Annotated in this window: 13 protein-coding genes; 8 read left to right on the forward strand and 5 right to left on the reverse strand. The window is 46.8% G+C overall.

From position 1 onward, the window contains the following. Positions 1 to 22: 22 nt before the first annotated feature. The 5 genes from P3X63_RS07390 to P3X63_RS07410 all read right to left on the reverse strand — a co-directional run bounded on the left by P3X63_RS07390 (position 23) and on the right by P3X63_RS07410 (position 2890). Positions 23 to 151: a hypothetical protein gene (locus P3X63_RS07390; protein WP_256860446.1), complete on the reverse strand. Its 129-nt coding sequence runs from the start codon at positions 149 to 151 to the stop codon at positions 23 to 25. Positions 152 to 239: 88 nt separating this feature from the next. Continuing rightward, positions 240 to 404 carry a type II toxin-antitoxin system SpoIISB family antitoxin gene (locus P3X63_RS07395; protein WP_026586616.1) on the reverse strand — a complete coding sequence of 55 codons (165 nt, stop codon included), beginning with the start codon at positions 402 to 404 and terminating at the stop codon, positions 240 to 242. 1 nt (position 405) lies between these two features. Beyond that, the gene (locus P3X63_RS07400) at positions 406 to 1152 is read right to left on the reverse strand and encodes a type II toxin-antitoxin system SpoIISA family toxin (RefSeq protein WP_026586617.1); all 747 of its coding nucleotides are present in this window, start codon (positions 1150 to 1152) and stop codon (positions 406 to 408) included. 109 nt (positions 1153 to 1261) lie between these two features. Beyond that, positions 1262 to 2260, reverse strand: coding sequence for an inorganic phosphate transporter (locus P3X63_RS07405; protein WP_026586618.1), 999 nt, complete (start codon positions 2258 to 2260; stop codon positions 1262 to 1264). Between the two features lie 12 nt (positions 2261 to 2272). Then, the gene (locus tag P3X63_RS07410) at positions 2273 to 2890 is read right to left on the reverse strand and encodes a DUF47 domain-containing protein (RefSeq protein WP_026586619.1); all 618 of its coding nucleotides are present in this window, start codon (positions 2888 to 2890) and stop codon (positions 2273 to 2275) included. A gap of 332 nt (positions 2891 to 3222) precedes the next feature. On the opposite strand from P3X63_RS07410, the gene ggt reads away from it, so the two are divergent. From ggt to P3X63_RS07450, 8 genes are all read left to right on the forward strand, one after another. Further along, positions 3223 to 4974 (forward strand): gamma-glutamyltransferase, encoded by a 1752-nt coding sequence (ggt, locus tag P3X63_RS07415; RefSeq protein WP_277692678.1) that lies wholly within the window; start codon positions 3223 to 3225, stop codon positions 4972 to 4974. Between the two features lie 135 nt (positions 4975 to 5109). Beyond that, on the forward strand, positions 5110 to 5754 hold the full coding sequence (locus P3X63_RS07420; protein ID WP_026586621.1) for a YesL family protein: 645 nt from the start codon (positions 5110 to 5112) through the stop codon (positions 5752 to 5754). 14 nt (positions 5755 to 5768) lie between these two features. Beyond that, positions 5769 to 7505 (forward strand): cache domain-containing sensor histidine kinase, encoded by a 1737-nt coding sequence (locus P3X63_RS07425; RefSeq protein ID WP_077736982.1) that lies wholly within the window; start codon positions 5769 to 5771, stop codon positions 7503 to 7505. Then, a complete protein-coding gene (locus P3X63_RS07430) occupies positions 7505 to 8680 on the forward strand; it encodes a response regulator transcription factor (protein ID WP_081692826.1) in 1176 nt (391 codons plus the stop codon). The genes P3X63_RS07425 and P3X63_RS07430 overlap by 1 nt, the downstream gene beginning before the upstream one ends. Positions 8681 to 8821: 141 nt before the next feature. After that, positions 8822 to 10120: an ABC transporter substrate-binding protein gene (locus P3X63_RS07435; protein WP_481748571.1), complete on the forward strand. Its 1299-nt coding sequence runs from the start codon at positions 8822 to 8824 to the stop codon at positions 10118 to 10120. Positions 10121 to 10142: 22 nt separating this feature from the next. After that, positions 10143 to 11045, forward strand: a complete 903-nt coding sequence (locus P3X63_RS07440) for a carbohydrate ABC transporter permease (protein ID WP_026586625.1) — start codon at positions 10143 to 10145, stop codon at positions 11043 to 11045. Beyond that, a complete protein-coding gene (locus P3X63_RS07445) occupies positions 11045 to 11926 on the forward strand; it encodes a carbohydrate ABC transporter permease (RefSeq protein ID WP_026586626.1) in 882 nt (293 codons plus the stop codon). The genes P3X63_RS07440 and P3X63_RS07445 overlap by 1 nt, the downstream gene beginning before the upstream one ends. Positions 11927 to 11943: 17 nt before the next feature. Beyond that, positions 11944 to 12978 (forward strand): glycoside hydrolase family 88/105 protein, encoded by a 1035-nt coding sequence (locus P3X63_RS07450; protein ID WP_026586627.1) that lies wholly within the window; start codon positions 11944 to 11946, stop codon positions 12976 to 12978. Positions 12979 to 12990 lie beyond the last annotated feature (12 nt).

A 12990-nucleotide genomic window follows, 5' to 3' on the forward strand; every position in this document is an offset into this window, starting at 1 on the left:
CCTCGTCAAGGAAGGGGTGCTGCTATTTCTTTTTTTTCTTGTTGAGCGCTTTAATCAGGTTCTCGCTTCTTTTTCTGAGGAGGGCGGTATAGTCCGACAGGCCGAATTTTGCGAAGTCTGTATGTTTGACTTGTTTTTTTTGTTTTTTCACGGTATCACCTAATCTGTGTTGATTGGTTTATTGTATGTATCAACTGGGAAAATGGGATAAGGACGGGAAAATTTTTCCCCGTCCCATTTCAGGCTTTTTTCCGTTTATACTCGCCTATCAGCCGTTCGTTTTGTTTGAAAATCCGTTCGGTGTGGGGGCTGACTTCGTATTTTGCGATACTGGTTTTCGATTGCTTTTTAAACATTTTAAATGAAAGGCGCTTCTTTGCGTTTTCCTGAAAAGCAGGCTCCATCTCAATCGTCACCTTCCTCTTCGTTTGGTAGCAGGAGATCATAGACGCTTGTTAAAGAAGTAAACAGGAGGTAGTCGAATTCTGTGACCAGATCCTCTGAGGTTAATTTCATCACATAGTCATAATCATGGATCGAAAATGGAATCAGGACCATTTTTCCGTTTTCTTCGTAATAGACGTCTTTCCGATCCAGCTTTTCTTGAACGGCGAACCGGTTTTCCATGTGTTCAAGCAAATGATCCTTGCTCTCGTTTGAATTATATTCACATAAGGCGGCAGAAATATTCATTTTTTCGCCAAAGCGGCTGATGAGTTTTTCAATGCCTTCAGCATAAGCTTCTATACTTCCATAATAGATGTGGATCGGTTCGTTTTTCAATAGGTATTGGTACGTTTTCAGCCTGTTTTGATAAGTGTGAAGCAGGTCGTTGTTTTCTTCGAGAAGCATCCTTGTGTCTGTGGCGAGTTCAGAACTTCCGAGTTTTTTAAAATAGGCGTTTAAAAAAATAAAAGCATCGGTGAGCGTGAAGAAAACGGCGACGATCAGGTAATGAAGCGGATTCGTGAAAATCGACTGCGGATCGTGCGTCCAATAAATCACGGCGCCGATAACATAAAGCAGGTACCACGTTTTTCTGATCGCGACCGTTTTTTCGGTGAGCTTTTTTTCAAAACGCCACACGGCAGCCACGTACAGAGCCAGCGCCAAAACAATGAGCCAAACAAGGAATTGATAAAATAGCAGCATAACTTGTTTCCCTCTTCCCGAGAAATAGTGCAGTTCCTATTCTATTGTTATGCCGGCTTTCTTTTAAACATGAAAACTCCCGTCCTAGATTCGGACGGGAGTGTGCTGATTAAAAGAATAAATCAAGTATGAAATAGGCAAATGCACCGATGGTTGCCGAAATAGGAAGGGTAATGACCCATGTGATCAACATCCGCTTTGCGGTGCCCCAGTTTACGCCTTTCACCCGGTGGGAAGCACCCACACCTAAAATGGATGAAGAAATGACGTGTGTCGTGCTGACAGGCAAATGGACGATCGTCGCACCAAAGATGATGAGGGCTCCCGTCAAATCTGCAGAGACACCATTGACGGGACGGATCTTCATGATTTTTCCGCCGACGGTTTTGATGATTTTCCAGCCGCCGACAGATGTTCCGAGACCCATAGCCGTGGCGCATGCAAACTGCACCCAGAACGGGATGTCAGTTGTACTGTGCAAGTTACCCGCAATTAAAGCCATCGTAATGATACCCATCGCTTTCTGTGCATCGTTCGTGCCGTGCGTATAGGACTGAATGGCAGCTGTCGCGATTTGAACGCGCCGGAACCGCTTATTCGTTTTTGCCAGATTGCTGTTCTTAAAAATGACTTTGACGATGCTGTAGATCAAATATCCTAAAACAAACGCCAAAATGGGCGATAATATAAGTGCTTCAATAATTTTAATAAATCCGTGGTATTTAATCGCGGCGAATCCTTCCGATGCGATGACAGCTCCGGCAATCGCTCCGATGATCGCGTGGGATGAGCTGCTGGGAATTCCGAAATACCAGGTCACTAGGTTCCATGTAATGCCGGCGATAAGAGCTGCAAGGATCACGATCGATCCGTTTTCCAGCTTGAAAGGATCGGCGATGTCGCTCGTAATTGTTTTGGCGACGCCTGTGAACGTCATGGCGCCGGCGAAGTTCATGACAGCGGCCATAATAATGGCGTGCCGTGGTTTTAACGCTTTTGTCGATACCGAGGTGGCGATCGCATTTGCCGTATCATGAAAGCCGTTGATAAAGTCAAATGCCAAAGCAAAGATGACAATCAATATGGTTAATACAAATAAAAGATCCATTATAATCCCTCGTTACGCATTTTTCATTATGATGGTTTCTAAATTGTTTGCTACACTTTGGCATGAATCTGCGATTTCTTCAAGCGTCTCATAGATTTCTCTGTACTGGATCACTTTAATCGGATCTGTCTCTTTACCGAAAAGATTTTTCAGCGATTTGCGGTGCAGGTTATCGCAGTTGTGTTCGTATTCTTTAATTTTGATGGCATGCGGCTGAATTTCTTTCAAGCGATTGTCCGCCATCAATTCAATGGTTATTAAAATTTCTTTTGCACATTCTCTGATGTAGCCGCTGAATTTATCAATATGCTCGTCTGAAGAGGTGATCGAGAAAATTTCCATCATCGCCGAGAAATGCTCGATGCCGTCGAGTACATCGTCAAGACTGTTCGTCAGCTGCAGGATATCCTCCCGCTCGATCGGCGTGATAAAAGCCTTATTCAGCTCCTTAATCATCGTATGTACATAATTATCTCCTTTTGTCTCATACTCTTTTAAGGTATCTGCAAATTCCTTTAGGGTTGTTTGATTTGTCACTTTATAATGAACAAAATATTCGGCTGTTTCATCCAGGTTTTTTGCAATTTCCATCAAAAGCACGGAAAACTTGTCTTTTTTTCTTTTCAACATTTGTAACCCTCCATTGTTTAAATGAGACAATGCACACATCAAAATATTATATAACTTTTTGTCGAAAAAAAACAGGTGCAGTCGAAAAAAACAATTTAATTTTCAGGCAGTTGCCACATATTAACGGATGTGAGGCCGACATGTTCATCGTGTTTTTTTGACAATTCATAGTTGTTTTCTCCTTATATGTATTTGTGTCTAAAGAATGAATTATCCGGGAATTTTTCTATGAATGGGAGTTTCGGTTTAAAAATATCGAAAATTGAGATTTTTCCTTATTTTCAGTTCTCTTTCCTGATATAGTAGTAATAAACTGGAAAGGGAGTGAGCTGATGAGACGGTTAGCTTTCTTGGTTGTTGCTTTTTGTTTCGCGGTTGGTTGTTTTTTCAGTCCAGTGTCGAAAGCTGAAGGTGTAAGTGGCAGCGGAGAAAAAGTCGCAGTCGGTAAGGACGGGATGGTGGCGACGGCTCATCCATTGGCATCAAAAATCGGTGCAGAGGTTTTGAAAAAAGGCGGAAATGCGATTGATGCGTCCATCGCCATCCAGTTTGCCCTCAATGTGACAGAGCCGATGATGTCTGGAATCGGCGGCGGCGGATTTATGATGGTCTATGACGGCAGCACGAAGGAAACCTCGATTATCAACAGCCGTGAGCGGGCTCCACAAGGCGCTGAATCCGATATGTTTTTGGATGAGGACGGGAAGGTGATTCCTTTCTCCAAAAGGTCGAGGCACGGAAACGCAGTCGGTGTCCCGGGAACGTTAAAGGGGCTGGAAGCGGCGCACGAAAAATGGGGAACGAAGAGCATGAAAGAACTGATCACACCTGCCATCAAGCTTGCGGAAGACGGATTTGAAATCGATTCAGTGCTGGCGGAGGCGATTCAGGACAATGAGGACAAACTGAGCAAAACGGCTGCGAAAGATATTTTCCTGCCGGACGGCGAGCCGCTGAAAGAAGGCGATAAGCTCGTACAAGAGGATTTGGCGAAAACCTTTAAACTGATCCGGAAAGAAGGGTCACAAGCCTTTTACAAGGGTGAAATCGGCAGTGCGGTCGCAGACGTCGTCCAGGATTTCGGCGGATCGATGACACCTGATGATCTGGCGCGTTATGATGTAACAACAGACAAGCCGATCTGGGGAGATTACCACGGCTATGATATTGCAAGCATGCCGCCCCCAAGTTCGGGAGGGGTCTTCATGCTGCAGATGCTGAAGTTAATCGATGACTTTCATTTGTCACAGTACGATCCGAAGTCATTTGAAAAATATCATTTATTAGCGGAAACGATGCACCTTTCATATGCGGACAGAGCGGCGTACGCCGGCGATCCCGAATTTGTCGATGTTCCGCTGGAAGGATTGCTTGATCCGGAATATATTCAAGAACGGCAAAAATTGATCAGCCTTGACGAGGTCAACCGCGATGTGAAAGAGGGGGACCCGTGGAAATATGAAGAAGGGGAGCCGAACTATGACATCGTGCCGCAGGCCGATGATAACGAAACAGGCGAAACCACTCATTTTACTGTCGCTGATCAATGGGGAAATGTCGTTTCCTATACAACGACGATCGAACAGCTTTTCGGTACGGGCATTTTAGTACCGGGATACGGTTTCTTTTTAAATAATGAACTGACCGATTTTGACGCGGTTCCAGGGGGCGCCAATGAAGTGCAGCCGAATAAAAGGCCGCTGTCCAGCATGACCCCGACGATCGTCTTTAAAGACGACAAACCGGTATTGACCGTCGGATCGCCTGGCGGGAAAACGATTATTGCCTCCGTTTTCCAAACGATCCTGAATTACTTTGAGTACGACATGAGTCTCCAGGATGCGATTGAAGAACCGAGGATTTATACGAACAGTCTGTCTTCTTACCGTTATGAATCGGGCATGCCGGAAGACGTCAGGCTGAAGCTCAATGAATTCGGCCATGATTTCGGATCGAGTCCGCAGGATATCGGCAATGTCCAAAGCATTTTCATTGACCGGGAGCACAAATCCTTTATGGGGGTCGCCGATTCAAGCCGGAACGGCACGGCGGTCGGCGTCAATATCAAACATTCAGCAAAATAAAGGAGGATGGGCTTGGTCTTGCAATGTAGATCAAGCCCTTCTTCGTCTGGACCCGCCATAAAAGAGGATTTTTTTAAAAAGAGGAGAAATATATTTTTTGTAAGCGTTTACTGGTCGAAATGAAGGAGGTTTACCATGATTCACACATTGACAAACGGATTTAACCGTTTTTGCGAGTGGGTGATGAGGCTGGCATATCTTAATCTGCTGTGGATCGGCTTTTCTTTGGCGGGAGCGGTCATCTTCGGATTAGCGCCGGCGACTGCCGCCATGTTTAGTGTGACGAGACAGTGGGTGAAGGGTGAAACAGATATTCCTGTTTTCCAGACTTTTTTTCAGGCGTTCAAAAAGGAATGGGCCGGTTCAAGCATTCTCGGCTTCATTTTAGCGGCAATCGCCCTCGTGTTATATGTTGATTTTCAAATTGTTTCCATATATTTTCAAGGTCAGCCTGCCGTATTGAGCTTGTTTATCAGTTTGTTTATCATTTACGCCATCATCTTCTTATACACTTTTCCAATCTATGTCCACTATCAAATGAAACGAATCGATGTTCTGAAATACAGCTTCATGATCGGATTTTCCCGTCCGCTCATCACTTTGCTGATGATATTGAGCGCATTTGGAATGGTGCTGGCCGCTTTATTTCACGTCACATTTCTCTTGTTCTTCAGCGGCAGCGGGTTAAGCTTGCTCCTGACAAAATTGGCGTCCAGCGCATTTTTCGCCATTGACGGCCGCGGCAATGACAAACAGACTGCCGTCCCGCGCGTGAAATGAAGGGTGTTTTTTTAGTGAACCGGTATCATCATTTGAAAATTAAAGATCAGTTGTTTATTTTGATCACGCTCATTATGGCGGTTTCACTGATATTGATTTTGAGCGGTGTTCAATACGCGTTTCGCGTGTATGATCAGCAGCTTTACAGAAAATCGTCCCAGGTGCTGATGATGTCTTCCAAAGCGATTGAAGATGAACTAAAAAAAATTGAAGATGTTTCCTATCAAATCGCGACCGACACAAACATTCAAACCAACCTCTTAAAAGCCGGCCGCAATCAGAACACATACGGCCGGTATCGCATCAAAAAAGAAATTTGGGACAAGCTTGCCGAATTCACCGGTTCTAAACGGTACATTAAATCGATTCATTTGTTCGATGCCTTCGGGACGGAATACTCAGCAGGGGCCAGCTCTGCCGAAGCTATAATAGAGCGGAAAGACGAGCTTGCCTTAAAAGCGTCGCGTCAAAAAGGCGGCAATCTATGGACGACGATGCCGGATGTCCGTGGTGAGCTTTTATCCGTCAGGGAAATCCGTTCCTATCAGCATTTAAACCTCGATCACCTGGGGACGGTGCTGATTGTGTGTGATCTGCAAAACATTATCGCCGACCTTCCGAAAGATATGGGGGAAGGCGCAGGCAAAATCGCCATGTCTGACGGACGACACGCGTTCTTTTCAGAAATCCCTTTAAGCCGAATCGATGTGCTCCGCTTATCTTCTCCGGATCAAAACGGATACGACATTGTGAAAGAAAACGGCCGGCGTTTTTTCATTTCATATGTCAAGTCATCGTATGGGAACTGGACATACTGGAGTCTGATTCCTTTTGACACCATGTTCTCCAAAATATCAGCGATGAAATCTATACTCATTTCCCTTTTCATTCTCTTCTTTTTCATTGCCGTCTTCTTCGGAAGAAAAATGGCCAGGGGCATAACAAGTCCGATTGAAGGGCTGGTGGCTGCCATGAAAAATGTGCAAAACGGCGATTTCAACATACGGCCGCCGCTTTCTGCATCACCTGAGCATCAGGACGAAGTCAGCGTGCTGAAGTGCAATTTTGTGACAATGATCGAACGGATCAATGAATTAATCGCGGAGAACTATGAGAAGCAGCTGATGATCAAAGAAACGGAATTTAAAGCGCTGCAGGCGCAAATCAACCCCCATTTTTTATACAACACACTCGAATCGATCAATTGGCTCGCCAAAATGAACCGTCAGCCGCAAATTTCAAAGATGACCGAATCTCTCGGATTTTTGCTGCGGAGTGCGATGAATCTGAAAACCGATTGTTTAACGATTGAAGAGGAAGCAGAGATTGTCCTTCATTATTTTACGATTCAGCGGTTTCGCTTTGACGAAAGGCTCGTGTTTGATGTGGAGATCGATCCGCTTGTCAAAACATGCCCGGTTCCAAAGCTGATCCTTCAGCCTTTGGCGGAAAACGCCATTCACTATTGCCTTGAGCCTGTCATTGAGCCTTGTCACATTCGGATTCAGGCGTTCAGAAAGGGAGAATCCGTTTATTTAACAGTCGCTGACAACGGTCCCGGCATGGATGAAGACTTTTTGGAGAAAGCGAGAAAGGGGCTTGTACGGACAAAAGGCAGAGGCATCGGGCTTACAAATATTGATGAGCGGATCAAGCTGATGTTTGGCAAAAGGTATGGAATCACCATTTCAAGCGAAAAAAACAAGGGAACAAAGGTGAATATTAAAATACCATTTCAAAGCGGGGTGTGATGATGTATAAAGTGCTCTTGGCAGACGATGAACGGATCATTCTTGAAGGGATTTCAAAGATGATCGAGTGGAATTCAGTCGGCACGTCATTAATCGGTGCGGTGCAAAACGGCGCTGACGCCTATCGGCTGATTGTGCGCGAGCGCCCGGATATCGTGATCTCAGACATTAAAATGCCGGGATTGGGAGGATTGGAGCTGATTGAAAAAGTGTCCCGCAAGTACCCATCGACCCGGTTTATTCTCCTTACCGGATTCGGCCAGTTTGAATACGCGAAAAAAGCGATGACATACGGTGTCAGGCATTATTTGCTGAAACCTTGCAATGAGAGCCATATTACAGAATCGCTCAAAAGCGTTGTCAGCGAGCTGAAAAAAGAAGAGTCTGCTAAACAGGTCAAAACCGATTTGGAGATGATCAGGCCGCACCTTGAAAAACACGTGTTCAAAGAGCTGATCACAGGCGAGAAGTCAGACGCCGAAAGGTATTTGCACTTTTTTTCAGAAAGCGGAAACATGAAGCTCGTCCTCCTTTCATTCCAGGAGCAGGGAGGGAGAAGGTGTTTGTCTGATCTCGAACAGATCGCCTGTGATGTCTTCAAAAGCGGCATCATCACCTCCATCCGCCATAAAGGTGTGCTCGTCCTCGCAGTCAAAGCCCGAATGGAAGATGAACAGCTAAAAGCAAATCTGGAAAGGATTAAAAGGCTTTCACGCCAGCGCTTACAGATGGAGCTGGCGGCAGCATTCAGCGGAAGCGGTGACATCGGGGAGGCCGCTGTTTTATATGGCCGCGCGCGGGCCGAGTTTGAAAGCCTGGTCAGCGGGGGGCAGACATCGGTTTTGGTCAGGCAAATGATTGAGCTGATCCAAAAGGAAGCCGCCAATCCGAAGCTGTCATTAAAATGGGCGGCCCGAAACATGCTGTATATGAATCCCGATTATCTCGGCAAGGTTTTCAAACAGGAGACAGGTGAACGGTTTTCCAGCTATGTGACGAAGGTCCGGATTGAAAAAGCGATCGCCAAAATGAAAAAGACAAACGATATCACGATCGGCGCTCTCGCGGAGGAGACGGGATTTGGCGATAATCCGAAATACTTCAGCCTCGTCTTTAAAAAGTATACAGGCTGTACACCGTCTGAGTACCGGAAAAAAGAAGAACACCTGCTGTAAAGCCGCCGGAGAAAGTCCGGCGGCTTTTTCTTGCGACGCGATCTCTGTTTTTTTAACATTCTTCTCTGTTTTTTGAGTTTCTGGGACGAAAATGCGTCATTAAAATAAAATGTAAGCACTTACAAAAAGAGGGGGATGTCGATGAGGAGATTCATGCTTGTCTCGTTATGCGCATTGCTGCTGTCCGGGCTTTACGGATGCAGTTCAAACAGCGAAGAGGCGGGGGGCTCAGGCGGAGAAAACATGATCACGCTGAGGATCGCCTGGTGGGGCGGACAACCGCGACATGATTACACAACGAAAGTGATTGAGATGTACGAAAAGGAAAATCCGCATGTCAAAATCGAAGCGGAGTTTGCCAACTGGGACGATTATTGGAAAAAGCTCGCACCGATGTCCGCGGCGAACCAGCTGCCTGATGTCATCCAGATGGATTCCGCATATTTATCACAATACGGTGAAAAGGGCCAGCTGGAAGATCTCTCGGCGTATGTGAAAGACGGGACGATCAACACAGATGCAATTGATGACAAGACGCTCGAGGGCGGGAAAATCGGCGGCAAGCTTTACGGTTTTCCGCTCGGGATCAATGTGCTGTCCGTCATTACAAATGATGACCTTTTAAAAGAAGTCGGCGCCGAGATTGATGATGAGAACTGGACATGGGACGATTTTGAAACATTGGCGCTCAAGGTGCAGGAGAAGACGGGAAAATACGGCTCAAACGGAATGCATCCGCCTGACGTCTTTTTCCCGTATTATCTCAGGACGAAGGGCGAGCGCTTTTATAAAGAGGATGGAACAGGTCTTGCCTATACGGATGACAAGCTGTTTGTCGATTACTTCAAAAGACAGGTCAGACTTGTCGAGCAGAAGGCTTCTCCGACACCTGATGAAAGCGCGCAAATCAAAGGGATGGAAGACGATTTTATCGTAAAAGGCGAAACGTCTGCCACATGGAATTATTCCAACCAATACTCGGCGTTTGCCCAGCTGACGGATGCGCCGCTTTCACTCCATCTGCCGCCGGAACAGGCGAAAGAAAAAGCGCTGTTTCTCAGACCGAGCATGCTGTTTTCGATTCCGAAAAGCTCCGAACATAAAAAAGAAGCGGCAACATTTATCGATTTCTTTATCAATAATGAAAAAGCCAATGCGCTGATCAAAGGTGAGCGCGGTGTACCCGTTTCAGCGAAAACGGCCGAAGCGGTAAAGTCGGAACTGAATGAAGAGGAAAAAAAGATTTTTGAATATGTCGAGCGGGCAAAAGAACATGCAGGTCAGGCGGACCCGCCTGAACCGATTGGCAGCGCTGAAGTGATCAAGCTGCTGAAGGATACGTCAGACCAAATTTTGTTCAAAAAAATCACACCGGAAGAAGGAGCCGCCAAGTTCAGAAAAGAAGCGAACGACATCTTGAAACGAAATCAAAAAAGGTAATGCCTGAAAGGGGGATGCGACCGTGAAGAGCAAACGACTGAATGACAACCTGGCGGGTTATGCCTTTATTTCTCCATTTGTAATCGGCTTTTTCTGCTTTACCGTGATACCGATGGGCGCTTCACTGTTTTTGTCTTTTACCGATTATGATCTGTTTACTTCTCCTAAGTGGGTGGGCCTTGACAACTACAAAACGATGCTGACGGATGATGAAAAGTACTGGGGATCATTGAAAGTGACATTTTACTATGTTCTCTGCGGCGTACCGCTCAGGCTGGCGTTCGCGCTTTTCATCGCGGTGATGTTGAACAGATCGCAAAAAGGTGTGGGTATTTACCGGACGCTTTTTTATCTGCCGTCGATCATCGGCGGCAGTGTGGCGGTGGCGATCATGTGGCGCAATGTCTTCGGGAATGACGGTGTCATCAATGCGCTTCTGTTTTTTATCGGGATTGAAAAGAAGATTTTCTGGTACCAGGATCCGACGAGTGCGTTGTGGACGCTGATCCTTTTGTCGGTTTGGCAGTTCGGTTCTTCGATGCTGATTTTTTTGGCCGGACTCAAAAACATTCCGCCGATGTATCAGGAAGCAGCCAGCATTGACGGGGCAAACAGGGTGCAGCGGTTTTTCCTGATTACGCTTCCGCTGCTCAGCCCGATCATCTTCTTTAATTTGGTGATGCAGACGATATCCGCGTTTATGACCTTTACACCGGCTTATATTATTTCCAAGGGGGAGGGCGGACCGCTTGACGGAACGCTCCTATATTCCCTGTATTTATTCCAGCGGGCCTTCAACTTTTTCCAAATGGGCTATGCCTCAGCCATGGCCTGGGTGATGCTCCTATTGATCGGCCTTGTGACATTCATTTTATTTAAAACATCATCCTTATGGGTGCATTACGAATCAAAGGAGGGATCATGATGGAGCCGGTCAAGGAAACGGCGCCTGCACGCGTTCCTGTAAGGAGCGGGAAAAGCCGGACGGGTCAGATCGCTTTTCATATTGCAACAGCCGGTTTGGCGGTTTTTCTTCTCTATCCTGTCATATGGCTTGTTGTCAGTTCTTTTAAAGAGAGCGCCAGCATTTTCGCCACTTCTCATTCGCTCGTTCCCGATCCGTTTGTCATCTCCAATTATGCGGATGGATGGAAGGGAATTGCCGGACAGCCGTTTATCACATTCATCAAAAACTCGCTGATCATCGTCGGTTTATCGACCGCTGGCGCCGTCCTGTCGTCAGCTTTTATCGCCTACGGGTTCGCGCGGATTTCGTTTAAAGGCAAATCGTTTTGGTTTGCCGCTATGATGGTGACGATGATGCTGCCGCATGAAGTGCTGATGATTCCGCAGTACATCATCTTTGCGAAGCTTGATTGGCTGAATTCCTTTAAGCCGATCGTCGTTCCTCAGTTTTTTGGACACGCGTTTTTTATCTTTTTGATGATCCAGTTTATCAGAACGATTCCGGTTGAACTCGATGAAGCGGCGAAGATTGATGGTTGCAGCCGTCTCGGCATTTTTTTCAAGGTAATCCTGCCGCTGATCGCCCCGGCGCTTGCGACATCGGCGATCTTTTCATTTTACTGGAAATGGGAGGAGCTGATCAATCCGCTCCTTTATTTAAACAAGCCCGAGCTTTATCCGGTTTCCCTGGCGTTGAAGCTGTTTTTGGATACGGAGACGGCGTCAAACTGGGGTGCGATGTTTGCGATGTCCGTCGTTTCGCTGCTGCCTGTCGTGATCGTGTTTTTTGTCTTTCAAAAATCGATCGTTCAAGGCATCAGCATGAGCGGATTAAAATAAAAAAGGAGTGAATGCGGGTGGCAAAACTTGTTTTTGATGAAGAAAAGCTGAATGACATGATCGACAGAATCGTCAAGCGGACATTTGCGATGGATTTTGAATGGGATTGGCCCGGCGGTGTGGCGTTTTACGGCGTGGCCGAGGCGTATGATGCGACGGAAAAGGAAGAATACCTTCAGCTTCTGAAAAACTGGACGGATGAAAAGCTTGAAGACGGCCTGCCGAAGCTTTCGATCAACGGCGTCTCCATTGGCCACACCCTTTTATCGCTCTATCAGGCAACAGGTGATGACCGTTATCTTGAAACAGCCAGGGAAATGGCAGACTATGTCCTTCATGAAGCGCCGAGGTTTGCAGACGGCATCCTCCAGCATACCGTCAATTCAGAGAAAAACGTCTTCCCGGAGCAGGCGTGGGTCGATACGATGATGATGGCCGGCTTGTTTCTTCTCCGCATCGGAAAGCTTGTCGAGAGTGAAGAATACTTTGAGGATGGCCTCCGCCAGTATCATGGTCATGAAGAACTTTTGCAGGATATGGATACCAATCTGTATTATCACGGCTGGGACAATGTGGCCAAAAACCATATGTCAGGCATATTTTGGGGGAGGGGAAACGGCTGGGCCGCGCTGACCATGGCCAAAGCGCTGCCGCTGATTGATGTGACCCATCCGTCTTATATGATCATCGACGGCTCATTGAGAGATCTGTTGAGCGCGCTTGTCAGGCTTCAGCATCCTTCCGGGTTATGGCACACCATCGTGACAGACCCCGGCTCATATCTTGAAGTCTCGGGTTCCGCCGGAATTGCCTCCGGTCTTTTATCAAGAGGCTCTTTGTACCACGAGTCGGTTCAGAGAGCGCTGGCGGCCATCACAGAATCCGTCGCGCCGGACGGCAGGGTCGAACGCGTTTCCGCGGGAACGGCGGTCATGCGGGACGCCGGGGGGTATAAGGATGTCCCGTATAAACGGATTCAAGGCTGGGGGCAGGGGCTTGCGCTGACCTTTTTGGCAGATGTCATCCGCTCAAAATCGCGAGCATTTCAATAAAAATTGAAAAAG

Origin of the sequence: Bacillus sp. HSf4 (genome assembly GCF_029537375.1) — a bacterium.
Lineage (GTDB): Bacteria > Bacillota > Bacilli > Bacillales > Bacillaceae > Bacillus > Bacillus sonorensis_A.

Bases quoted from the DNA above. Each gene is read 5' to 3' on its own strand.
- P3X63_RS07395 (WP_026586616.1), bottom strand. From the start codon at position 404: ATGGAGCCTGCTTTTCAGGAAAACGCAAAGAAGCGCCTTTCATTTAAA.
- P3X63_RS07400 (WP_026586617.1), bottom strand. From the start codon at position 1,152: ATGCTGCTATTTTATCAATTCCTTGTTTGGCTCATTGTTTTGGCGCTG.
- P3X63_RS07405 (WP_026586618.1), bottom strand. From the start codon at position 2,260: ATGGATCTTTTATTTGTATTAACCATATTGATTGTCATCTTTGCTTTG.
- P3X63_RS07410 (WP_026586619.1), bottom strand. From the start codon at position 2,890: ATGTTGAAAAGAAAAAAAGACAAGTTTTCCGTGCTTTTGATGGAAATT.
- ggt (WP_277692678.1), top strand. From the start codon at position 3,223: ATGAGACGGTTAGCTTTCTTGGTTGTTGCTTTTTGTTTCGCGGTTGGT.
- P3X63_RS07420 (WP_026586621.1), top strand. From the start codon at position 5,110: ATGATTCACACATTGACAAACGGATTTAACCGTTTTTGCGAGTGGGTG.
- P3X63_RS07430 (WP_081692826.1), top strand. From the start codon at position 7,505: ATGATGTATAAAGTGCTCTTGGCAGACGATGAACGGATCATTCTTGAA.
- P3X63_RS07435 (WP_481748571.1), top strand. From the start codon at position 8,822: ATGAGGAGATTCATGCTTGTCTCGTTATGCGCATTGCTGCTGTCCGGG.
- P3X63_RS07445 (WP_026586626.1), top strand. From the start codon at position 11,045: ATGGAGCCGGTCAAGGAAACGGCGCCTGCACGCGTTCCTGTAAGGAGC.